This is a genomic window from Motiliproteus sp. MSK22-1 (assembly GCF_001968815.1).
In the GTDB taxonomy this organism is placed as follows: Bacteria; Pseudomonadota; Gammaproteobacteria; order Pseudomonadales; family Balneatricaceae; genus Motiliproteus.
The window spans coordinates 440,227-463,762 of the sequence record NZ_MIEQ01000027.1; the positions used below are offsets into that span (position 1 = coordinate 440,227).

Consider the following 23,536-nt stretch of genomic DNA (forward strand, 5'->3'; position numbering starts at 1 on the left):
CTTTAACAGTCGCTTTCTAATGATGGAGTCGACTATCAATAAGAGCTTTACGTTATGTCTTCAAAAAGCCCGATACTGGATATTCACGCGATTAGCAGCCGATCTTCTGATAAAAAAGAGGGTCGGTCGCTATCGATAAAGAACCTTTCAATAAAAATTCGTTTGGTCTTAATGGTTGGTTTGTTGTTAATGCTCTCCTTCGTAATCGTAGGAGGGACTAGCATCTATAAGGCCAGGGAAGTTATCGAACAGCGTATGATGAGCGATGAACTCCCCAATTTACTTCGTCGAGTGGCGGGCTCTATTGACCGAGAAATATTTGAAATCCTGAGTGCCGGGCGAAGTTTAGCGGATAATCAATTCCTGGCGGATTGGGTTGTCAACGGAGAATCTACAGCCAGTCGTCAGGATGTAATTGAACAGCTAAAGTTGATCAAGAAAGAATATGGGGCTGATTTGGCCTTTATGATTACAGCCGATCAAGGGAGCTACTTTACGGATAAGGGATTTTTCAAGCAGCTTAACAGGAGTGATAGCCGAGATGATTGGTTTTACCGTTTTGTCGACAGCGGCAGGCGTTATGAAATGGCTTTTGACCAAGATGAATTAACGGGAGATATGAAAGCATTTGTCAACTATCGGGTGACGCGTTCGGGTGAAACCCTGGCTGTTGTTGGGATAGGAGTTGATGTATCAGAGGTTATATCGCTGGTAACCGAACAGCGAGTTGCCACAGATGGACGCTTGCTTTTAGTCGAGGGTAATGGAGAGGTACGTGTTCATGCCGATGCGATCAGAAATCAGAAAAACCTGAGCCTGTCCCAGTTGGTGAGTGGAACTGGCATGAGCGACCAACTGCTCCAGAGTGATCAGTTTACCTTTGTTGAGTTTCAGCGGCAGAATCAATCTTACCTGATGGCTTCGACACCAATTCCGACCATGGATTGGTATCTGGTTGCAGAGTTGCCTCGGGAGAGCATTTTTTCTCAAATTGACAACGCCTTTGTTGAAGTGCTGACAGTCATCTGCGTTATTTCGTTATTGATGCTATTACCAGTACTGGTGATCAGTGGTCGAGTCGCAGCTCCAATCCGATCGCTGGCTAAACTGCTCTCTGATATTGGCCAGGGGGAAGGAGATTTACGCCACCGACTGGAGGTACGGGGAACCGATGAAGTTGGTCAGCTCGCAGTCGGATTCAATACCTTTGTAAGCAAAATACAGCTGTCTGTGAGTAATGTGGACAAGCTTTCTCAGGAAGTGGGACACATTCTTGAAGGTTTGCGTCTGAGTGCCGATTCCAGCCATCAGGATTGCAATCAGCAACAACAACAGTTGCTGGTGATGTCAAGTGCCATTGAAGAAATGCGTGCGACAGTTCAGGAGATTGCTCTCAGCGCCAGAGAGGCTTCCAGCGCCAGCGCCCAGGTTCAACAGCAGGCTGGTGAAGGTATCACGCTAATTGATAAGGCTGGTACACAAATTAACTGCCTGTCCAATGATATCGAACATGCAGGAACCGTCGTCAGTGAACTCAATAGCCGGGTGATGGACATAGGTCAGTTGCTTGCGGTAATCAGGGAGGTTGCTGATCAGACTAATTTGCTGGCACTCAATGCTGCCATCGAAGCTGCCAGGGCTGGTGAGCAGGGGCGTGGCTTTGCTGTGGTGGCTGATGAAGTTCGTACGCTGGCACTGCGCAGTAATGAGCTTACTGATAATATCCAACAACATGTCGGAACCCTGAGAAGTGGCTCTGAAAGTGCAATGGCTGCTATGAAAAAAGCACGTCAGGGTTCAGACGAGAGCGTCGATATTACCCGGGAAGCTGGGGCAACATTTGCTGCTATCGGTCGCGAAATTTCACAGTTAAGTGACCGCAACAGCCAAGTGGCCGAGGCGTTAAATCAGCAGTCAGAAGTTGTTGAAACGCTGGCTGAAAACGCTTCGAGCATGAGTGAATCGGGTGATCGTACTCTGGAAGCAGCTGAACAGGTGGCGCAAGCATGTACTTCATTGAATGATGTGGCGATAAAGCTGCGCCAGAATATGGATCAGTTTAAATACTAGGTGCTGGGCATGGGCACTGGCAAGTCTTCTCAAACAAATTTTCTGTTATAAAAAAGTCAAGCAATTTTAGCTGTTATTTTAATTCAAACGCTCGATTACCTTCTCCGACCCGTCAAACATCCTCCCAGCCCCGGGAGGATGCTGCACCGCCAAAAAATCACAGTTTCTCAACGACTTGCTATGACCCTTCACAAGGGTGCTTGTTGCTGCTATTAGTAGCCAGCATCTTCAAAATAGGTTATAAAGAAATTCCAAATGGAAGCGTAATGTCATATGTTATGGCGAGAATAGACCGCCAATAAATTGTTGGTCTGGTAATCTTGTCGAATTGAATAACGTTAGCCTTTAAAAGTATCGACCTCTACAAACTATGGATCTCTATACTATGACAGTGGCGCGGGTCTCAACGTAAGGGTGTTAGTGGATGACTGTGCTTCCTCAACTCTTGTTAGTTAACAGCGATAATGAACAACGGAAAACGCTTTGCAGCTATATAAAATCCAGTGGCCATTTTGATGTCATAGAGGCAGAGAGCGGCAAAGATGCCGCGGCGGTATTAAAAAAGTCAAATATCTCTTGTGTCGTGAGCGATATCTACATCGGCGCGCTGGACGGTTGGAGATTGGCGCGAATGGTTCGCTCCGGGGTGTTCAACTGCAGTGAAACAACACCCTTTATCATCGTCGCTTCAACCTGGTGTAAGCGCATCGCGGAAACGACTGCGAGAGAGTTCGATATTGATCATGTGCTTCCTTTCGCCCAGCATCAACGCCTTGATATCCTTCTTAAAGATAGTCTTATTCCCCGAACTTCCACCAGAAAAGATTGTGTCCTGGCGATTGAAGATGCTCCCGATACGGCCCATCTTATACAGCGTATATTACGCAATCGCTTTGATGTCGATATTGCGGAAGACGGTCCCATTGGGCTTGAAATGTGGAAACAAAAAAAGCATTCCATTGTTCTTCTTGATGTCATGTTACCGGGAATGTCTGGTCCCGATGTTATGGACCTGATCTTAGCAGAGAACCCTAATCAGACAATTGTTATCATGACTGCTCATGGCACCATGGATCTGGCAGAAGAACTGATGCTCAAAGGGGCTTCCGACTTTGTTTCCAAACCGTTCAGAACCGAACAGCTGCGCAAAGTCTGTGAAGTCGCTGCTCGGCGTGAAGATTTTCTGATCAGTAATGAGCAGTTTGCTCAAACAGTTGATTCGCTTAAAGAGAATGAACGTGTCAGGATTTCTCAGGCGAAAGAGCATCAAGATGTTTTGGATACACTGAGCACGGTTATTTTGGAGCTGGATCATGATGGTTGCATTATTTTTGCTAACAAAGCCTGGAATCAGCTGACAGGACTGACAACCGCAGAAAGTCTGAATAAGCCTTTTATTGACTCCTTAAGGGTCGATGACGAGCACACATCCACCAGTGTCATTAGCGCGATCAATAACCTCTATGAGCAAAGAACCCACCATTGCCGGCTGGAGTTCAAGTTGTTGGATAAATACGATCAGGAAATCTGGGTCGAGGCTCGCTTAAATCGGGTTAAACGAGACAATAATCCCGAAGCTATATCTGTCGCTCTTGACGATATTTCTGCTCGTAAGAGCGCAGAAAAAAGACTGGAGCATCTTGCTTTACACGACACCTTGACCGGGCTCTATAATCGTTACTACTTTGATAACGAACTCCGCAGGCTTGCTTCTCAGTCCCGGCGCAGTGGCAGCAACCATTCATTACTTTATTTGGATCTGGATCATTTCAAGACAATTAACGACACCCAGGGGCACAATCAGGGGGACTTCATCCTCAAGAGTGTTGCCAGCAAATTGCAGCACCGACTGAGAGAAACTGACAGTCTCTGTCGGATTGGAGGGGATGAGTTTGCCGTTCTGCTGAATAACACCGATATAGCTCAGGCTGAAATTATTGCTAAGGATCTCTGTGAGCTGGTTGCTGCAGATCAGTATCGATTTGGTGATCGGATTTATAAAATCAGCTGTAGTATTGGTATCAGTGTCATTGATGGTCTGGCTGAGAAGGCACAAAAGTATCTGCAACGTGCTGATATTGCACTCTATGTTGCTAAACGTCACGGGCGAAATCTGGTCCATGTATATACATCGGGCGATAAAGACAGTGAAGACGTCAAGTCCAGTATGGAGTGGTTGCATAAACTCCAGCATGCTATTGAACAGGACAATCTTCTCTTGCACTACCAGCCCATTGTCCATATTGAATCTGGACAAGTAGCCTATTATGAGGCCTTGGTGCGGCTGAATATCGATAATCGGATGGTCTTCCCCGGTGAGTTTATACCCGCACTGGAGCGCCTTGAGGACGCTAACTTACTCGATCATCAGGTGGTGGGAAAAGCGATTAAAGCGTTATCTGAGCACCCGGAGTTAATAAAGGTTTCGATTAATCTCTCGGCCCAGGCCTTTAGCGATGAAAGACTGGTTCCATTGATTGAAGATAAACTTGAAAAGTTTGCGGTGGACCCCCAGCGCGTTATATTTGAATTAACTGAATCGGCGAGTTTATCAAATCTTTCAGCAACCCAGCGAATGGTATCCGAATTATCCAAAATGGGCTGTGGCTTCTCAATTGATGACTTTGGCACCGGTTTCAGTACTTTTACCTACTTGAAAAATCTGCCGGCCGATACGGTTAAAATAGATGGCTCATTTGTTAAGGAACTGACTAACAACACCATAGATTTAGCGCTGGTAAAGGCAATTCGTGAAGTGGCCAATGCGTTGGATAAGTCCACCGTAGCAGAGTTTGTTGAGGATCAGGAAACACTGACACTGCTGAAAGAAATCAAGGTGGATTATGCGCAGGGGTATTTTCTTGGCAGGCCGAAACCCATTGAAGAGCTAGGGGTTCGGGATCTGGAGAATGAATCCAGCGCATCTTAAGAAATTAAGGTTAAGAGAGCCTTGTCTTCAGTGTCAGTTTTGTTAAAGGGTTCTGCTTTCGTTTGTGAGGCAAGATTCTTTTCGAGGCGCAAAAGACTTTGGAGATTAAGTATTCTGGATGACCAGCACTGGTCGCAGCATTTTATGAATCGTTGATTATAGGTCAGATTAAGTCAATAACCGGAGGGCACTAATACAAAAATAATGGGGGGTGGCAATACCATCGAATGTTGCCTGATCTGAAAAACATAACTACCTATATACAACAAGAAAAAGCGGGAATAACTATGACGGTAGTGAAATCAAAGGAGAAAAAAGTAGAAGGACCTCTGTTACCAAGTGAAGACGCCAACATCGTAGATTTCGATGAAGATTATAACAATGATGTTTTTACCAAGGGTAATTATACTTTTGGTGATTTGATCGTTGAATATCTGAGTCGTATGGAAATAACCCGAGTCTTCGGTGTACCTGGCGGATCGATTGAGCCCTTTTTTGATGCTGTCGCCCGCGCTGAACGGACCGGCAATTTACGAATGGTTGTTTCTCGCCATGAGGCTGGCGCAGCCTTTATGGCAGACGGCTACGCGCGAGAAACCGGCGCTATCGGCGTTTGCTGTTCAACCACAGGTCCTGGGGCTACAAATCTGATCACTGGTGTTGCTAGCGCCTACGCTGATAATATTCCTATGCTGGTGATTACAGCGCAAACGCCCTTGCCGAAATTTGGCAAACGGGCACTTCAGGATAGCTCCTGCTCTGCTATTGATGTGGTTGGGATGCTGCGACACTGCACCCGCTTTAATACTCTGGTTTCCCATCCTGATCAGCTCGAAAGCAAGCTTATATCTGCGATTATGGCTGCCAATAATACTCCCAAAGGGCCTGTGCACATCAGTGTTCCCGCAGACCTGTTAAATATGAAGGTCTCTTATGGGCCCAGTATTCAACCTCATGCTTTGAAGGGTAATTTTTCTCTCTCCGATAAAAGCGGAATGGAAAAGCTGAAAGCGCAAATAGCTGACGCCAATAAGATCGTTCTATTTCTGGGGGATGGTTGCCGTCAGGGAAGTAAGCAAATCATGGAGTTTGCTGAACAGATAAATGCACCTTTTATCACAGGCCCTATGGGAAAGCGCTGGGTTGATGAAAGTCATCCTCTTTACAGTGGTGTGTTTGGGTTCTCTGGTCATGAGAAGGCTCGTTTATTGGTGATGAATCAGAAGTATGATCTGTTAATTGCAATAGGAGCCCAGTTGGGAGAGCTTGGGACTAGCGGTTGGGAGTCTACGCTACTGAATGACAAGTTGATTCATATCGACAATACTATTGAGCATTTCACCCGCTCTCCTATGGCCCGGTTGCACGTATACGGTCATTTCCCCTCTCTGTTTAGTGACCTCACGCAATCGATTCAGGAAGCTAAAAACTGGGGGCGAAAATGGGATCGGGTCGAGGATAATGATGGTGCTGAGTTGCTTTCCAAAGCAGCGCAGAAAAAAGCTGCCAGCGATATGGTTCCGCTGAAACCTCAGAGATTTTTCAGCTATCTTTCTGACAACCTACCTGAGGAAACTCGGATATTTTTGGATGCGGGAAATGCCTGGTCATGGGCTACCCATTTTATGCGGCGTAAGGATATTAACGGCTATTATCGTATTGCTATGGGATATGGTTCGATGGCCTGGGCGATTGGTGCGTCAGTGGGATCCAACGCAGCTAATCCAAAGGCTCCTCATGTCTGCATTACCGGGGACGGAAGCTATCTGATGAGTGGCCAGGAAATCACTGTAGCCCTACAGCATCAGCTACCGCTGGTCATGATCGTGCTGAATGACAATGCTTTGGGAATGGTAAAACACGGTCAGCGTATGGGGGGGGCGGAACAGATTGGTTATGAACTTCCAACGATCAGCTATGCCAATATGGCAGAAGCAATGGGTATAGAAGGCATTACCATTAAAACTCCCAAGCAAATGATGGCACTGGATTTTGAAGCGCTTTTCGCCAAAGAGGCACCAACCATGATTGATGTGCGAATTGATCCCGAGGAAATTCCACCGATGGGAGAGCGCATAAAAGGACTGGCTACCAGTAAAAAGAGCTAGCTGATTCTGAAATAACTCGATATAACGAGAGCATTTATGGAAAACTGTGATCGTTTCAGGACGAGGTCGAAAGAGTGGTTCGGAGTACCGCAGTCAATCAAAACTTTGATATAGGTTTGACTCATGAAGCATGAGCATGATGAAGTCCGGAGTCGAAATGAATCCTTTTCTGATCGTGTGGTAACACGAATATGGGATGAAGAGCCCTGTCCGGATAACCCGTATTTGGCTAATACAAACAGGTGTCATGGATACGATCTTGTTGAGCTGATGGAAAAGCGCAGTTTTGTCGACGTTTTTTATCTACTATTTCGTGGAGAATTGCCCACACCGGAAGAAAGTAAAATATTAGAAACCTTAATGATTGGGCTCATTAATCCGGGGCCTCGTCATTCAGCTACACGTGCTGCAATGAACGCAGGTATAGGTAAAACAGATACGCTACATATATTGCCAATTTCGATGATGGTTTTGGGAGGAGCGTTTGCTGATGCCGGTGTAATAGAAGAAGGGATTCGATTTCTACGTAAACAACGGCGTAATGACCCATCTGAGGTAGCGGGCCGATTACTAAAGGAATCAGAACCACCTACTGAGGGTGACCGAATTTTGGCTCCGGGGTTTGGGAGTTTATATGGTTCTGTAGATCCGTATAGTAAGAATTTGGTGAATACAATACTCGAACTTCCCGGCGCTGGGCCTGTAGTGTGTTGGGGAGCGAGTTTCGCCAATGAGATACAAAGTAACAATCTTGGTTGGTTAAGAGCAGGTGTTGCAGCAGCGGTATTTGCGGATTTGGGGTTTCAGCCGCGTGCTGGTGGAGGATTATTTCAGCTTCTTAATGCACCGGGACTATTAGCTCACGGCCTTGAGTTGGCTAATAAACCTATTACAGCCATGCCTTTTATAGCAGATGATCACTATGTCATTGAATCCTAAAAACAGCGTAATTGAATTCCTGAATGAACAACGTGGTATTGTAAAGAGCCGCACAGGTGGATGGTTTCCGGGGAAAGGCGTTTTTTGTCATGGGTATTCCATGATGGATGAGCTTGTGGGTGAAAAATCCTATTTTCAAGTTCTGATTTTGAACGCGACAGGGAAAATGGTGAAACGACCCTTAGCTGATTGGGTTGAAGCTATCTATATATGCCTGAGTTGGCCTGATCCCCGAATCTGGTGTAATCAGATAGGAGCCCTTGCTGGCACTGCTGGTTCCTCTGTAGTAGCGGCTACCGCAGCGGGTTCGTTGGCCTCAGATTCTAGAACATACGGTGTTCGCCCTCTTCTGGATGGGGTTGCCTTTATTCAAAATGCTATGGAACAAAAAAGAAGCGGCCAGAGTGTTGATTCTATAGTTGATGCAGAATGCGCTAAGCATGGAGGAAAGCCGCATATTGTTGGCTATGCTCGACCTATTGCTAAAGGTGATGAGCGACTTGAAGCAATGGAGAGGGTGTCTGAGCAGCTTAACTTTACAGAAGGGGAACACCTGTCCTTAGCTTATGCTATAGAGAAAAATCTTCGAGACCGGTTTGATGAAGGTATGAATATTAACGGCTATATGTCTGCGTTTCTGTCAGATCAAGGATTTACGGCTAAAGAAGTTTACCAGATGTTTTCTCTACTGGTTATGAGCGGCGTGACTGCTTGCTACCTTGATACATATGATCGAGTGCCTGGGGCATTTCTGCCGCAACAGTGCAGGGATATGGATTATCAGGGTGCCCAACCTCGCCAAGTACCTGACCCGTAGTTAAGGGGGGGGTCAGCTTATCGGGTCGTTCGTTGCAGAAATCAAACGAGTGTGATTTCTGCAATAGATTAAAAGCGGTAGGATACCTGCCCCCAAATGCTTCGGCTCTCTAATGGAAAGTCATCAGGAATGGAGCCACTGGATGGTTCGCTTGCGTTTGTGTTGAGAAGGTTTTTAGCTATCAATGCTAATTGCAGTTTATTGTTCTCTAGTATGTATTTCAGCTTCATGTTTACCCAGTGATAATCGTCTATTTCTTCTCTAGTGTCACCGCTTGCTCTAGGTCGAGAACCGACCCAGTAGTGTTGCAGGGACGTAGATAGCTGGGGGGTAACTGTATACTGCAGGTCAAGGTACGTGCTGTGTTGAGGGGCATCGGGTATATCAGCACCTGTTGTTGAGTCTTCGGAATGCTGATAGGCGTAATTTGCATAGAGTTTTAAGTGATCAGAAATCTTCCAGCCGAATTCTATCTCGGCACCATGCCCCTCCTGATCTCGGTTGTTCTCTGTTTGCTTAGATGAGGTGCCGGGCACAACTACCGTATCAATCAGATCAGTGGCCTCGTAATAAAAGAAACTTAGCTGGACGCTGGTGTCAAAGGTGGGGCGGTAATCGAAAGCAAGCTCTACTGTCTCTATCTCCTCTGGTGTGAGGTCTGGGTTTCCTAACGCTGAAGGATTGTTGATCAGATATTGCTCATTAAAGGCAGGGGCTCTAAAGGCGGTGCCGTAAAGCAACTTGCTGGTTAAGTTATGGCTTGTTTCCCAAACCAGTGCAATGCGGGGATTTGAGGAGTTTCCAAAATCAGAAAAGTGATCCCAGCGTACGCCAGCGGTCAGCGACCAGTCATTATTTAGCTGCCATTCATCTTGGAGTGACAGGTAATAGTTGGTTCGGTCCTGATCAGTTAAATAGATATCTTCTGTTCCTGTAACATCTGTTAACGTCCCGTCGATGACGGAAACTGTGCCGTCGATAACACCGGGGCCGAAGTTCTTGTGTTCTCGTGTTTCTATTTCCTGTCGGGTCCAGCCTGTAGCAGCGCGAATTTGGTGGTCGTTAATACCGCTGTAGATACCTGCAATTTCCGCCTTAAAGGTCTGGTCCGTACTGCCAGGATTACCTATGTAGCCGTCAGTGAACGTTACTGGTCCGACAGGTATTCCAGAAAAAGCATTTCCATCACTACCTATCGGCAAAGTGGCACCAGCCGGGAATAGGACAAATGACGCATCTATTTCTGTTTTCTGGTACGACATACCTGCTTTCAGATTCCAGTTGGATGTGACTTGATCTTGAAAACCAAGTTTTGTCCGAAACAGGTTGGTATTTTGGTATCCTACATTGTCTAACGCTTGGGCTACTCCAGGGCCAAGGCCTCCAGAATCCTGTTGCCAGTACCAGTTTTCCAACTTCCAGTTTCCATAACCGAAGTCCAAGTGAATATTTGTTACATCGTAGTTAGTGTTAAGAGGACCTGGAGCCAGGGAAGCCGAGGTTCCAAATAAGCCATCAAATGCGCTTTGTTGATCGCTGTTAATTACACGGCCACTGTCACCATCAGAGGTTTGATTTTCAAAAGCGAACGAAACACTAAAATCATCTTTTTCATATCCTTTTCTAAACCACACATCCTGACTATCGAAGCTTCCTGTTCTAATACCGACATCACCTGTTTTATTGTCGCTTGCGGTGTTGGTGATGATATTAATAACGCCACTGTACGCATCTGCACCATAAACTGCCGAACCGGGTCCTCTGATTACCTCAATTCGTTTAATATTGCTGATGGGCATGCGAAAACTATCGGGCAGTCCACCGTTGAATACATATTTAAATTCAACGCCATTTAGTAATACTAATACCTGTGGATTGACACCCGTTTGAAGCCCTCTGATGGAGAACACGGAATCCAAGCGACTTAGTTTAGAGGGGGATACATGAATTCCCGGAACTCTCTCTAATACTTCATCCAGATGGGTTGCACCCATTGCTTCGATTTGCTTTCGAGTAATTACACTTGCTACAGCCGGTGCTTTATTCAGCGGAGTGCTTGTTCCTGTGGCAATACTAACAAGCTCTTCTCCGCTATAGAAATCGCCGAGCTCATCTCCCTCCTCAAATTCGTTAATTTCTCCATCATCGAAGTCATTAACGCTGGTCGCAGTTGCATCGGTGAGCGCAGTGTGGGCTGGCAAAGACAGAATGGGCGCAAACAGAGCGAATAGAGTCAAAGAGTACCGTCTGATATTCATAATCCCTCTTTATTAGCTTGAGTATCGATATTAGCTTGAGTATCGATAGTTATTGAGTGATCTCTCTAAAACTCCCTTTGTTTTCAACCTCCAAACTTACAGATGAATTTAAAGGAAGAGACAAAGTAAAACAAGCTCCTTTACCTAAACTACTGGTAACTGAAATATTTCCACCCATCATTTGTGCAAATCGTTTTGATATTGCAAGCCCTAGCCCTGTGCCTCCATATTGGCGTTTAACACTGCCGTCAACTTGTCTGAATTCATCAAAAATAAGAGTGTGCTGGTCCTGGGATATTCCAATACCTGTATCAGAAATAGATAGTTTTAGAGTCTCGCTGGTTTTTTTAACTGTAAATTCAATGGATCCGTCATGAGTGAATTTACAGGCATTGGAGAGAAGGTTTAACAAAACATGCATGACTTTCTCTCGGTCAGCGATAAAGACTATATTTGAACGGGGAGGGGTAATTACCAGTTGGTTATTATTTTCAGCGGCCAGCGGTTTAACAATAGCCGTGAGATCATCCATGACTTCAATCAGGGATGTCTCCTGAGGGTTCATTTCCATTTTACCGGATTCGCTTTTGGCTAAATCAAGAATGGAACCGATAAGGGCTAGCAGTCGTTGTGAGGACTTCATGGCTTCTTCAAGATCTTCAATCTGCTGGTCCATCGCCTCGAACTCAAGCTCTTCCTTAACCAGCTCTATATAGCCCATCACGGCCTGAAGTGGGGTCCGTAACTCATGACTGATATTGGCCAAAAATTCCGATTTGGTTCGTGCCGCGACCAGGGCCGCATCTCTGGCCTGAATAAGTTCTTTTGTTCGAATCTCAACTTCTGATTCAAGTCTTACATTCATTCCGATCAGTTCATCTTCTTGTTTTTCGAGAACCTTCATCATTCCGTTGTAACTTTCGGCCATCTGACGAATCTCTTTTGCGCCTTCGATTCGGGCAAATGTATGCTCACCACTCTCCTGTGCCTGTTTCATCCGGTGTGAAAGATTGAATATCGGCTGGGTCAGGCGACCAATACCAATATTCATAAGCGCTCCCATGGTTGCGGCGGTTACTACTCCTATCAGTATGTTGTAAACCAATAAGTTATCCGACAAGGCAATAAGGGATTCTTTCGAGACATTAATAATTACATAGCCCATTTTTTTGGGATCACCGGCTTCCATCTCAAACTCGTCCTCGCCTTCCGCAATATCCGGAAAATAGACCGGGGCCAGAATTCGCCAGGACTTTGAATCTTCTTCGGCTAATTTAGGGCCATCATTGTTTTTCAGTGACATATACTTTTCGGCATTAAATTCCAATATCCCTTTAATCAGCAGTGGTGTGAGTTCCTCATTCAAAATGGCGACACCGATGACATCACTAAAACCCAATACCTGGGAGGTGGCTTCTTCTGCATTTTCTTCGCTACTGGTAATTAGAGAAAGCACACTGCGTTCCGCCAGATTTCCTGCTATTTGCAAAGAACTGTTGACCAGCATTGAACGGGATTGGCTTGAACCGACCCATGCTCCAACAACGGAAGATAAAATGGATAAGAGAGCGATTGAAAGGAGAAGAAAGGTAAGCAGTTGGCGTCGAAGAGTCTGCGGTTTGTTTCGTCCTATAATCAACATAAATTCTATAGGCCGCTAGGGGGTGGGAAATACGGCGTAAAAAGAGTGCATTTGTTCGCGGCTATACTCCAGGCCCAAGTGCGCTGAAGTTCGCAAATTCACACCTACCTTCAGGTACTTCATGGGCTCTACCCCAGGTTTGTTTTGTAGCCGGTGTATTTCCTGAACCATTTGCGCCAGCCGTACCCCTGAGCGCTTATTATCGGGGTAGATGGAAAACAGTGCACCGCGCTTTGCGTGGGATGGCTTGCTTGAAAACAGCACTATTTTGCGCCGCCAGGCTTCTTTCAACAGTAACGGCAGCACCACTTTTTCATTAGCGGTTATCTTGTCCAGTGGCAGCCATATGGAGTCCGTATAGCTGTTCGTTTGTTTAAATATTTCCCGGTATTTTTCAACGGCCTGTGCAAGATCTTTGACTTCATAAGGAACCAGTTTCAGATTCTTTGATTCAGCAGACTGGAGGGCCAGTTCCATCAGCCATTTGTTTCTTGAGGTGTATACAACAAAAACACGTTGTACTTTGGGAGCCAGCGTGTTGAGTCGAGTAAAAAGTGTCTCAGGATCGGCAATCAAGCTGACACCAGATACCCCGTTGGGGGACAGAGGAAGTGCGCCACTGACAAATGGATAACGATCTTTCAGTTCCGATACAAAGGAAAAGCTGCGCCTGCCGAGGGTTATAACCATGTCGACATTATCTGAGTCCATTTCAGCTAAAATCCTGGATTTATCAAATTTTTTGCCGAGAGGAACTTTTAGTAAGCGTTCATTGTGCTGGGAAGCAATACCATCAAGAATCTGTTCAAAAACCTGTTTATAAGGCGCTTTTACTTCAGGGTACAGTACAGCCAATGTCGCCGCAGCAGCAGGAGAGTAGCAAAGTAGCCAGGTGACAATGGCCAGCAGTGGAAATTCGTATGTCTTAGTGTTCCATTTCACCGGTAGTGTTCAACCCTTTCCGTTTTAGGTTAACTTTCGTATCTTGATTGGGCTGCATAAAGTGATGATTATGACTGATCAGAGCCCTATGCCACAAGAATTATACGACAATTCCCTGAACTATCGGTTCTTATCTGAATTGTTCTGAAAGCGTAGCTTTACTGGCGAGATGATTTTACAAGACCTGGAGGTGACAATCCAAACTTAAAGCTGTGTAGTAGAAATGTTTATTTTATGAAGACAGCGGCTGTGGCGTACAAAACGGTCCGTGGTGTACAAAATAGCAGTCGTTGTTTTGTTAAGTTGGACCATTAGTGCGAAGTATCCTGATAATGAATCAGGTTATGAAACACTGCTGGTTTTTCGGTTTGGTTTCGATAACCATGGGGCTTGTCTGCGGCAAAGCGTACAGCGGCTCCTTGCGTCAGTGGAATCCACCGGTTATTTAAGAGTAGTTCCATTTCACCGCTTAGCAGGATGACATGCTCAGTAACTCCTGCTTCGTGGGGGTCAGACAGTCGTTCGTAACCAGGCAATAAAGTTAGTTCGAACATTTCGAATCCAAAACGTGGCTCAAAGGGGAAAAGTGAGGCAACCAGCATTGCATCGCTTGCAGGTTTTTGACGCAATTGAGTGGCGGAGCGAATAATTGTTCCCTGGTTCTCAGCAGGCGTCGGTTCCAGAAAACTGGACAGCGAGGTATTGAACCCTCCCGCAATTTTCCACAGCGTTGCAACAGTCGGGCTCGACTCTCCTCTTTCAATTTGTCCCAGCATCGCTTTACTGACTCCGGTTTCTTTGGCTGTTCGGTCTAAACTCCAGCCTTTCTGCTTACGGAATTCTTTCAATGACTGAGAAAGGTATTGATTCAGTTGCTGCATGAGTCGCGGTTACTCCGATCAAGCGGGGGTCTAGAGGAAATTTTATAATCGTTTCTTGTGCGTTATAACGCATAGGTGTTAGTCTTGTCTATCTTGGGCGTTATAACGCACGCCCGGGTTAGTTACCAACGTAAGTCATGAAAAGGCTGATATACAGCTATCGCAGGGGTGAATGTCATGAAAGGGTTATTGAGTCTTTCCCGTCTTTCAGCTGGACTTGTTGCCGTTATCGTGGGCTATACCAGTTCTGCGGTAATTATCTTTCAGGCCGCAGCCGCTGCGGGGGCAACTGCTGCACAGATCAGCTCCTGGTTATGGGCGCTGGGTCTCGGTATGGGGCTTAGCAGTATTCTGCTATCCGTATACTATCGACATCCGGTGTTGACTGCCTGGTCGACACCGGGGGCTGCGTTGCTGGTGACTGGTCTTTCAGGCGTCTCCATGAATGAAGCGGTGGGTGCCTTTCTGCTCTGTTCGCTGTTAATTACTCTTTGTGGGATCAGTGGCTGGTTTGAGAAAATTATGAAACATGTGCCACGGTCGTTGGCGGGAGCAATGCTTGCGGGTGTGTTACTTCAATTTGGACTGGATCTGTTCGGTGCGCTGGAATCCCGATATCTGCTGGTGGGCGGTATGCTGGGGACTTACCTGCTGGTTCGCCAGTGGTTGCCGCGATATGTGATTCCTTTAGCGTTGATCGTCGGGTTGTTGGTTGCCGCCAGTCAAGGTCTGTTAAAATCAGAAGCATTTGAATGGAAACTGGCTGCGCCGGTGTTGATGATGCCCAGCTTCTCCTTGCCTGTATTAATTGGTGTCGGCATTCCTTTGTTTATTGTAACCATGGCCTCTCAGAATGTTCCTGGCATTGCGGTACTGCGTGCTAATGGTTATCAAACGCCTGCATCTCCATTAATAGGCTGGACTGGTTTTACTGGACTACTGCTTGCTCCTTTTGGTGGCTTTGCCTTTAATCTGGCAGCTATTACCGCAGCTATCTGCATGGGAAAAGGAGCAGACCCGGACGCTTCAAAACGCTATTTTTCATCCATCTGGGCGGGTATTTTCTATCTGTTCACTGGATTGTTCGGCGCGACGGTAGCTGGGTTATTCGCTGCATTCCCAAAAGAGTTGGTGATGGCGATTGCAGGGTTGGCTTTATTGGGGACGATTGCCAACAGCCTTGCTTCATCTTTGGCTGATGAAGAGGGACGTGAAGCTGCTTTGTTGACGTTTTTGATCACTGCTTCGGGAATCACAGCAGGAGGTATTGGTAGCGCATTCTGGGGGTTGATGATAGGCCTTATCGCCTATCATCTGAACCGAAGGCTTTCGAAACCAACTACCATTCAGCAGACAGGTCCTGCCAGGTAGTATCAAGCTCTTAACGAGTAGTGTTAAGGTCTTAACAAGCAGTATTAAGATCTTAACAATCAGTATCAAGCCCTTAATTGGGACAGGGAGTTAAGAGTTTGTTCAACCTCCTCATTATTTAATAATGTCAGTTTATTCAATTGCGCCAGACTTTGTTCGCAAGCTTTCAGAAAAGGTTTTGATTGCAGCAATTCGGAGCCAAACACGCTTTTTATTCCCAGCAAGGAGTAGATAAGGTTGTCCTGATTAAGAACTGCTGATTTTAGTTCGTTTGCTAAGGGGTCTTGTATTGGGCACTCCTGCTCCTGACTCGCGGCACGATGAAGAAACAATGCCCAGCTGGCAATAATTAAGGACACTCTTTGAAGCGACAGCTGATTCTGTATTAAGTAATCTACCGTTGGCAGTAAAAACTTGGGTATTTTGCTGGATCCATCCATACAGAGCCTGGTCAACTGGTCACCAATCTGCCGGTTGGAAAAACGTTCTATCAGAGTGTCTTTGTAAAGGGAAAGATCAATACCCGGTACTTTATCCAGGGATGGTGTTACGTCTATGTCCATGAAATCACGGATAAACTGAACAAGGTTGCTGTTATTCATGACCTCGTGGGTATATCGGAAACCACAGAGATAGCCCAGGTATGCCATGGCTGAGTGGCTGGCGTTCAGTAGCCGGATTTTCATCTTTTCATAGGGTGCCACATCATCAGTGAGTTGAACTCCAACCTCTTCCCAGGTAGGGCGTCCATTACAGAAATTATCCTCCAGCACCCATTGCATGTAGGGCTCGCAGACAACAGGCCAGTTGTCTTCAATCCCATACTGTTGTGTTACCAGTCTTTTATGTTCTGGTTGGGTCATCGGGGTAATGCGATCTACCATGCTGTTTGGAAAGCTGACCTGACTGGTGATCCAGTCTCCAAGCTCAGGGTCTCTCATTATTGCGTAACTTAGCAATGCGCGACGGGTTACGTCCCCGTTCTGGGGGACGTTGTCACATGACATTAACGTAAATGGTGGTAGTTGGCGTTGTTTGCGTCTATCGAGCGCTTCAGCAATGAAACCGAATACCGTGACCGGGCTATCTGGGTGTTGCAAGTCGTGGATAATATCCGGATGGGTGCGATTAAATTCTCCATTGTGATCATCGATATTGTATCCACCTTCAGTAATGGTCAGGGAGACGATTCGTGTATCCGGGGAGGCAAGCTTCTCAATGACGGCTTCAGGGTTTTCTGGTGCGAATAAAAAGTTGCAGATCGATCCGATTACTTTTGCAGTGCTCTGTGAACTACCTCCCATTTCGAGCAACGTGTACAGGTAATCCTGTTGCTCCAGAGTTTTCTGCATCTCCTTATCGGCTGGGCGCAGCCCTACACCGCAGATTCCCCATTGGTTACTGCTACCTTGCTGCAATAACTGATGGGTATAAACGGCCTGATGGGCGCGGTGAAAGCCACCGACACCGATATGGACTATTCCTTGTTTTAGTTTATCTCGCTGATACTGCGGTATAACGATGGATTCGTGCAGCTGGTACAGGTTCTGGTTATTTAACGTCACGGTGTTCACCATTAAATTGGTGTGTCTCCTCGTCAGAATGCTTTGAGTCTGGGTGCCGGCATTCGGACGCAGAATTCCCGCAGCGATCGGCTTTTTGACTAGCTGCAGGACACAGGATTGTCTGAAAGGGCCGCTGTTGTGCAAGCGAAGTTATGGCAACCATCCCCGTCGATAAATGGATTCTGCGGGGACTTTAACGGCCTCAATAGTTAGAGCTATCGATGCAGAGTCTAAAAATTGGATTGAATTCTCTCCAGGCTGCGTCCGTCCGAGCCAAATAAGTGGCAGTGCGCGGCATCGAAGTTTAAGCCGACGGTATCACCGAAGCGGCCGGAGAAATCCCCTGGAGTACGGACGGTGAGGGTTTCCTTGGCGCTGGTTTGAACATAGCAGAAAGTATCGCTGCCCAGGTGTTCGGTGACATCCAGGCGTCCTTTAAAACGACCTTCCTGCTGATCCGTAACCTGTATATGTTCCGGGCGAATACCTAAGGTGATAGTACTCCCTTTGGTCAGGCCTTCAGCGCGAACAGGTACTTCCAGTTTTGAGCCTGATGCCAGCTGTACCTGAAGACCGCTATTATCACCCGCAATGATTTGACCGGGTAAAAAGCTCATTTTCGGCATCCCCATAAAACCCGCTACAAACTGATTTGCGGGGCGGTGGTAAAGCTCCATGGGGGTGCCAACCTGTTCAATGTGTCCTTGATTTAAAACGACAACTTTATCAGCAAGGGTCATGGCTTCAATCTGATCATGGGTCACATAAATCATAGTGGCGTTAAGATCGTGGTGAAGGCGGGCAAGCTCCAGTCGCATCTGCACTCTCAAGGCAGCATCCAGATTGGAAAGTGGTTCGTCAAAAAGAAATACTTTGGGATGACGAACGATAGACCGACCAATGGCTACCCGTTGGCGTTGTCCCCCTGAAAGCTCCTTGGGTTTACGGTCGAGTAAGGGCTGTAGTTCCAGTATTCGTGCCGCTTCATTCACTTTCGTTTCGATTTCTGACTTATTGGTTCCCGCCAGCTCCAGAGCAAAGGACATATTCTTGCGCACAGTCATGTGAGGGTAGAGGGCATAGGTCTGAAAGACCATGGCAAGATCCCGCTTTGCCGGTGCGACATCTGTAATTTCCCGTTCGTCGAGATAAATATTACCACTAGTGGCTTCTTCCAGGCCTGCAATAGTGCGTAGTAAGGTTGATTTTCCGCAGCCGGAAGGGCCGACAAAAACAACAAACTCGTGGTCTTTAATATCCAGATTGATTCCCTTGAGTATTTCGGTATCAGCGTAGGATTTTTTTAGGTTTTTAATGGTTAAGTTAGACATGGGGAGAACCTCAATTATTTAACGGCGCCGAAGGACAGACCACGAACCAGTTGTTTCTGACTGATCCAACCGAAAATCAGGATAGGTGCGCAGGCAAGAGTGGATACGGCTGAAAGCTTGGCCCAAAACAACCCTTCAGGACTGGAGTAGGATGCGATCAAAGCTGTTAGCGGTGCTGCGGCAGATGCGGTCAGATTGAGTGACCAAAAGGCTTCATTCCAACTGAGAATTAACGATAACAGTACAGTAGAGGCTAAACCGCCTTTACTCATGGGTAGCAGTACTCGATATATCTCCTGCGCTACCGTAGCACCGTCCATGCGTGCAGCCTCCAGCACTTCTTTTGGTATTTCTTTGAAGTAGGTGTAAGCCATCCATACCATAATGGGGAGATTTATCAGCGTATAAATAACAGTCAGTCCAGTGCGAGTGTCCAGCAGTCCAAAATCTTTAAACAGTAAGTAGATTGGCACCAATACGCCTACCGGGGGCAGCATTTTGGTTGACAGCATCCAGAGCAATGTTGATTTAGTGCGCCTGGTCTCAAAGAACGCCATGGAATAGGCGGCTGGAACCGCAATCAACATACCAATAATTGTCGAGCCAAAAGAAACAACCACCGAGTTCCAGGCAAAATGGAAATAATCACTGCGTTCGTTGATCAGGGCATAGTTCTCCAGCGTGGGTGTAAAGAACAGTTGTGGTGGAGTAGCAAAGGCATCAATTTCTGTTTTAAAACTGGTCAGGATCATCCATAAAATCGGAAAAAAAATCAGCAGGGCCACCGTCCAGGCGAATACTCCGATAATCAGGGTGTTCAGTCTGCGACTGTTTTTCAGACTCAGTATATTGCTGTTAATCATCTTATTGTCCTCAAGCCTCAGTCAGGTTTTTGCCGATCATCCGCACTAAGAAAAAGGCAGCGATATTTGCCAGCAATACCGCAATCAACCCGCCAGCAGAGGCCAGGCCAACGTCAAACTGAAGCAGTGCCTGGCTGTAAATCAGGTAAGCAAGATTGGTTGTCTCGTAACCCGGTCCGCCGCCAGTGGTAGTGAAGATCTCCGCGAAAATTGACAACAGAAAGATAGTCTCAATCATAACTACCACGGCGATTGGACGGGCGAGGTGCGGCAGAGTGATGTGATAAAACAGTGCCCAGGGACCAGCACCATCCAGGCGAGCCGCTTCTTGTTGTTCTTGATCCAAAGACTGCAAAGCAGTCATCAGGATCAGGATGGCAAATGGCAGCCATTGCCAGGAAACAATCATGATAATGGCTGTTAAGGGGTAATGGGTGAACCAGTCGATCGGTTCTGCGCCGAAGAATGTCCAGACTGCAGCGAATACTCCAGATACCGGATGCAGCAGTAAATTCTTCCATACCAGTGCGTTAACTGTCGGCATAATAAAAAAGGGGGAAATCAGCATTACACGGACGATTCCTCGGCCCCAGAATGCTTTGTTAACCAGGACCGAAATCAGTACACCCAGTACAACGGTGATTAGTAGTGTAAAACCGACCAGCAACAGGGTATTTCCCATACCTGCAAAGAAGCCTTCATCAGTCAGGAAAAACTCATAATTTTCAAAGCCGACAAACTCGTTTTCACCGGGATAGAGAAGGTTGTAGCGGATCAGGGAAAAATAGATAGTCATGGACAGGGGTACAATCATCCATAACAACAGCACCAGTACTGATGGCGATACCATATAGCGGCTCACACGAGCGTTCTTCTTGGCAATGCTCACAATACTTGCATCCTGGCTACCAGTGGTCCTGGAGGATAAGGTCTCCACGGTTGAAAGGCTCATAGGGGTATATCTCTGGAAAGTGTAGTCTCTAGATGCCACCTTGTGTTGGGCTGCTGGTGGCATTTGCTTGAGAGAATCATTGCTTACTGATCTGTTTCCGGCACTACTCCGTCGGTGGGGAAAGCAGGGCCACGGTTGATGACCCTGAGATCAAGCGATACAAAACGGGTGGTTGTCTTCAGCGCAAATGGCTAATGACTTCGCTACTTATAGTAACGAGCCCGTTTCATTTCTCGTGTAGTTACCTTCTGAGCACTGGCAAGTGCTTTATCGACTGACATGGAACCGGCCAGAGCACCGGAGATCAACTTACCTACCTGGGTGGCGATCGCCTGAAACTCGGGAATGGCCGCAAACTGTACACCCACGTATGGCTTGGGTTTTAGCGTAGAATTTTCCGGATCGGCGCTAGACATTGCTTCCAGTGTTTTTTCAGCGAAGGGAGCTGCTTCCATATATTTGTGATTGGCGTAAGTGGATTTCCGGGTTCCTGGTGGAATATTGGCGATACCGCTGGTTTTTGCGACTAACCCACTGTATTCCTTAGAGGTAGCCCAGGTGACAAATGTTTTGGCGGCTGACTTGGCGTCAGAGGTTTCAGGGATAGCCAAGGCCCATGACCATAACCAGCCAGCACCTTTGGTGGTAACCTGGCTGGGTGCCAAAGCAAATCCAACTTTATCTGCAACTTTGCTTTGCTTGCTATCGGTGACAAAGGAGCCGGCGACAGTTGCGTCCATCCACATTCCACACTTACCACTGTTAAACAGGGCAAGGTTTTCGTTGAATCCGTTTGATGACGCTCCCGGAGGACCGTAATTACCTAGCAGATCAACGTAAAAGTTAACAGTGTTGGTCCAGGCTTCTCCAGTGAATTCTGGCTGCCATTTTTCGTCAAACCAGCGGGCTCCAAAGGTGTTGGACATTGTGGTGAGAAAGGCCATATTCTCGCCCCAGCCAGCCTTTCCGCGCAGGCAGATACCATATTGGCCTTGTTCGGGCTTATGTAACTTCTGGGCGAATCCTTTAATTTGATCCCATGTCGGCTGACCTGGCATCGAAAGCCCGTTTTCAGCAAACAGGTCTTTACGGTAATAAGTCATGGAACTCTCAGCATAAAAAGGCAGCGCGTAAAGGGTGCCGTCGGCAGAAAGCCCGTCTCGTACAGCAGGGAATACATCGTTGATATCATAGTCAGCAGGCAGCTGTTCCATCGCTGTCAGCCAGCCTTTCTTGCCCCAGATAGGGGCTTCGTACATGCCTATGGTCATTACGTCAAACTGACCACCTTTAGTTGCGATATCGGTAGTCAGGCGTTGGCGTAAAACGTTTTCTTCCAGCACCACCCAGTCGAGCTTTATGTCTGGATGAGCCTTTTCAAACTCGTTAGTCAGGCTCTGCATGCGAATCATATCGCCGTTGTTTACTGTACCTATGGTGACTGTGGTTGCCGCTTCAGCTAAGCTCAGGCTAGTGAGCATACCGGCCGCCACAAGTGCACTTAGGACTTTATTCTTAATCATTCTGAGAACCCCGTAGTTGTTTTTGTAAAGTGAGTCGGTTCTGACTGGTCTACCCTTGCACTTGTTTTTTTGAAGTAATCCGCAAGTGGCCTGGGTTCCTTTATTACACGCTTGTAATGGTTTTTAAACAAATACTGTGCTTTAGCTAAATATGTATATTTTTGCCATCCGCTTTGAGAGCCCGATGTCTGTTTTCTCCAATTTGTCCTGTTTAACGCCTAATGGCTCTCTTTTTTATGTGTCTATATAGTATTGGTTAGTAGTATCGTTTAGCTGTGATGTCTATTCATTACTCAAAGCAAATCTGAATCTTGACATCGTTAGGTTCCGCGCGGGCTGCTCGTTCAAATGCATCTACACCCTGTTTAAACGGAAAAACTGCTGAGATTAATGGTTCCAGGTTCAGTTTGCCGGAAGCCATTAAAGCCAATGCTCGGGGAAATTGGTTGGCGTAACGAAAGACTGACTCAAAGCGCAGTTCTTTTGCCTGCATTGAAACAATGTCTAGCGGGACCTTTTGGAGTGGCATACCCACCAGAGTGACGCAGCCGCCGGGGCATAATAGCTTGAACAGCTCGTCGTAGGCTTTTGGGTTTCCCGAGGCTTCGAAGACAATCTGGGCTCCCCATTGATCGGTTAGATTGCTGATCACTTCCGTCAGTGACTGCTGAGCAACGTTTACGGGGATGATGCCGTTGTAACCTCCTGCAATTGCTAACTTTTCCGGTACCAGATCAGCAATCACTACACGGCTGCAGCCTCCGGCCAGGGCGGCCAGGGCGGTCATTATTCCAATGGTTCCGGCGCCAATAACGACAGCCGTATCGCCCGGGCGTATACGGGCTTTTTCTGCTGCCTGCATACCTGTAGCCAGAGGTTCTACCAGTGCCCCCTCACTATAACTGACGCTATCTGCCAGCTTGAAGCAGAAATTGGCAGGGTGCACTACTTGCGGTCGAAGGCATCCATGTACTGGAGGTGTTGCCCAGAATCTTACCGAAGGGTCCAGATTATAATGACCTTCCAGGCTTGCACGGGAGCACAGATCTGGGATGCCTGGTTCCATACAAACCCGGTCTCCAGGCTTAAGGTGTTGTACTTCTGCACCGACTTCCAGCACTTGACCTGATGCTTCATGGCCCAAGACCATGGGTTCCCTGACAACAAAGGGTCCTATGCGGCCATGCTTAAAATAATGTACATCACTGCCACATATTCCAACATTCCGAATAGCGATTCGAACATCCTGGTTTCCCAATGGTTCGTCAATGGTAATATCCCGTATCGCCAGATTGCGGGTTTGTTCTAAAATCAGTGCTTGCATAATGTGCCTCGCCGAATAAGG

16 protein-coding genes are annotated in these 23,536 nt (G+C 46.9%); 6 read left to right on the plus strand and 10 right to left on the minus strand.

Going from position 1 to position 23,536, the window contains the following annotated elements; all coding sequences use genetic code 11:
• Positions 1-54: 54 nt before the first annotated feature.
• From BGP75_RS08035 to BGP75_RS08055, 5 genes are all read left to right on the plus strand, one after another.
• Positions 55-2,070 (plus strand): methyl-accepting chemotaxis protein, encoded by a 2,016-nt coding sequence (locus tag BGP75_RS08035; protein ID WP_076717399.1) that lies wholly within the window; start codon positions 55-57, stop codon positions 2,068-2,070.
• Between the two features lie 424 nt (positions 2,071-2,494).
• Positions 2,495-4,999 carry an EAL domain-containing protein gene (locus tag BGP75_RS08040; RefSeq protein ID WP_076717401.1) on the plus strand — a complete coding sequence of 835 codons (2,505 nt, stop codon included), beginning with the start codon at positions 2,495-2,497 and terminating at the stop codon, positions 4,997-4,999.
• 287 nt (positions 5,000-5,286) lie between these two features.
• Positions 5,287-7,107: a thiamine pyrophosphate-binding protein gene (locus BGP75_RS08045; protein WP_083704705.1), complete on the plus strand. Its 1,821-nt coding sequence runs from the start codon at positions 5,287-5,289 to the stop codon at positions 7,105-7,107.
• Between the two features lie 123 nt (positions 7,108-7,230).
• Positions 7,231-8,046, plus strand: coding sequence for a citrate/2-methylcitrate synthase (locus tag BGP75_RS08050; RefSeq protein ID WP_076717403.1), 816 nt, complete (start codon positions 7,231-7,233; stop codon positions 8,044-8,046).
• Positions 8,030-8,863 (plus strand): hypothetical protein, encoded by an 834-nt coding sequence (locus BGP75_RS08055; RefSeq protein WP_076717406.1) that lies wholly within the window; start codon positions 8,030-8,032, stop codon positions 8,861-8,863. Before BGP75_RS08050 ends, BGP75_RS08055 begins: the two co-directional genes overlap by 17 nt.
• Positions 8,864-8,931: 68 nt before the next feature.
• On the opposite strand, the gene BGP75_RS08060 is transcribed toward BGP75_RS08055, so the two are convergent.
• The 4 genes from BGP75_RS08060 to BGP75_RS08075 all read right to left on the minus strand — a co-directional run bounded on the left by BGP75_RS08060 (position 8,932) and on the right by BGP75_RS08075 (position 14,586).
• Positions 8,932-11,121, minus strand: coding sequence for a TonB-dependent siderophore receptor (locus BGP75_RS08060; protein ID WP_076717408.1), 2,190 nt, complete (start codon positions 11,119-11,121; stop codon positions 8,932-8,934).
• A 49-nt stretch (positions 11,122-11,170) separates the two neighbouring features.
• Positions 11,171-12,763 (minus strand): HAMP domain-containing sensor histidine kinase, encoded by a 1,593-nt coding sequence (locus BGP75_RS08065; protein WP_076717410.1) that lies wholly within the window; start codon positions 12,761-12,763, stop codon positions 11,171-11,173.
• Between the two features lie 15 nt (positions 12,764-12,778).
• Positions 12,779-13,705, minus strand: coding sequence for an ABC transporter substrate binding protein (locus tag BGP75_RS08070; protein ID WP_076717412.1), 927 nt, complete (start codon positions 13,703-13,705; stop codon positions 12,779-12,781).
• 311 nt (positions 13,706-14,016) lie between these two features.
• A complete protein-coding gene (locus tag BGP75_RS08075; RefSeq protein ID WP_076717415.1) occupies positions 14,017-14,586 on the minus strand; it encodes a helix-turn-helix domain-containing protein in 570 nt (189 codons plus the stop codon).
• A 177-nt stretch (positions 14,587-14,763) separates the two neighbouring features.
• On the opposite strand from BGP75_RS08075, the gene BGP75_RS08080 reads away from it, so the two are divergent.
• Positions 14,764-15,957 carry a benzoate/H(+) symporter BenE family transporter gene (locus BGP75_RS08080; RefSeq protein WP_076717417.1) on the plus strand — a complete coding sequence of 398 codons (1,194 nt, stop codon included), beginning with the start codon at positions 14,764-14,766 and terminating at the stop codon, positions 15,955-15,957.
• A gap of 65 nt (positions 15,958-16,022) precedes the next feature.
• Here BGP75_RS08080 and BGP75_RS08085 read toward each other — a convergent pair whose 3' ends face one another.
• The 6 genes from BGP75_RS08085 to BGP75_RS08110 form a co-directional block, all read right to left on the minus strand.
• Positions 16,023-17,534, minus strand: coding sequence for a mannitol dehydrogenase family protein (locus BGP75_RS08085; protein ID WP_233152872.1), 1,512 nt, complete (start codon positions 17,532-17,534; stop codon positions 16,023-16,025).
• Positions 17,535-17,752: 218 nt separating this feature from the next.
• Positions 17,753-18,853 (minus strand): ABC transporter ATP-binding protein, encoded by a 1,101-nt coding sequence (locus tag BGP75_RS08090; protein ID WP_076717419.1) that lies wholly within the window; start codon positions 18,851-18,853, stop codon positions 17,753-17,755.
• A gap of 14 nt (positions 18,854-18,867) precedes the next feature.
• Positions 18,868-19,698 (minus strand): carbohydrate ABC transporter permease, encoded by an 831-nt coding sequence (locus tag BGP75_RS08095; protein ID WP_198939307.1) that lies wholly within the window; start codon positions 19,696-19,698, stop codon positions 18,868-18,870.
• A gap of 28 nt (positions 19,699-19,726) precedes the next feature.
• Complete coding sequence (locus BGP75_RS08100) at positions 19,727-20,566, minus strand: carbohydrate ABC transporter permease (RefSeq protein WP_198939308.1); 840 nt, start codon at positions 20,564-20,566, stop codon at positions 19,727-19,729.
• A 305-nt stretch (positions 20,567-20,871) separates the two neighbouring features.
• The gene (locus BGP75_RS08105) at positions 20,872-22,191 is read right to left on the minus strand and encodes a sugar ABC transporter substrate-binding protein (RefSeq protein ID WP_076717421.1); all 1,320 of its coding nucleotides are present in this window, start codon (positions 22,189-22,191) and stop codon (positions 20,872-20,874) included.
• Positions 22,192-22,480: 289 nt separating this feature from the next.
• Positions 22,481-23,515 carry an NAD(P)-dependent alcohol dehydrogenase gene (locus BGP75_RS08110; protein WP_076717424.1) on the minus strand — a complete coding sequence of 345 codons (1,035 nt, stop codon included), beginning with the start codon at positions 23,513-23,515 and terminating at the stop codon, positions 22,481-22,483.
• Positions 23,516-23,536 lie beyond the last annotated feature (21 nt).

Bases quoted from the DNA above. Each gene is read 5' to 3' on its own strand.
- BGP75_RS08035 (WP_076717399.1), top strand. From the start codon at position 55: ATGTCTTCAAAAAGCCCGATACTGGATATTCACGCGATTAGCAGCCGA.
- BGP75_RS08050 (WP_076717403.1), top strand. From the start codon at position 7,231: ATGAAGCATGAGCATGATGAAGTCCGGAGTCGAAATGAATCCTTTTCT.
- BGP75_RS08105 (WP_076717421.1), bottom strand. From the start codon at position 22,191: ATGATTAAGAATAAAGTCCTAAGTGCACTTGTGGCGGCCGGTATGCTC.
- BGP75_RS08065 (WP_076717410.1), bottom strand. From the start codon at position 12,763: ATGTTGATTATAGGACGAAACAAACCGCAGACTCTTCGACGCCAACTG.
- BGP75_RS08060 (WP_076717408.1), bottom strand. From the start codon at position 11,121: ATGAATATCAGACGGTACTCTTTGACTCTATTCGCTCTGTTTGCGCCC.
- BGP75_RS08045 (WP_083704705.1), top strand. From the start codon at position 5,287: ATGACGGTAGTGAAATCAAAGGAGAAAAAAGTAGAAGGACCTCTGTTA.
- BGP75_RS08110 (WP_076717424.1), bottom strand. From the start codon at position 23,515: ATGCAAGCACTGATTTTAGAACAAACCCGCAATCTGGCGATACGGGAT.
- BGP75_RS08085 (WP_233152872.1), bottom strand. From the start codon at position 17,534: ATGGTGAACACCGTGACGTTAAATAACCAGAACCTGTACCAGCTGCAC.
- BGP75_RS08080 (WP_076717417.1), top strand. From the start codon at position 14,764: ATGAAAGGGTTATTGAGTCTTTCCCGTCTTTCAGCTGGACTTGTTGCC.
- BGP75_RS08055 (WP_076717406.1), top strand. From the start codon at position 8,030: ATGTCATTGAATCCTAAAAACAGCGTAATTGAATTCCTGAATGAACAA.
- BGP75_RS08090 (WP_076717419.1), bottom strand. From the start codon at position 18,853: ATGTCTAACTTAACCATTAAAAACCTAAAAAAATCCTACGCTGATACC.
- BGP75_RS08075 (WP_076717415.1), bottom strand. From the start codon at position 14,586: ATGCAGCAACTGAATCAATACCTTTCTCAGTCATTGAAAGAATTCCGT.
- BGP75_RS08100 (WP_198939308.1), bottom strand. From the start codon at position 20,566: ATGGTATCGCCATCAGTACTGGTGCTGTTGTTATGGATGATTGTACCC.
- BGP75_RS08040 (WP_076717401.1), top strand. From the start codon at position 2,495: ATGACTGTGCTTCCTCAACTCTTGTTAGTTAACAGCGATAATGAACAA.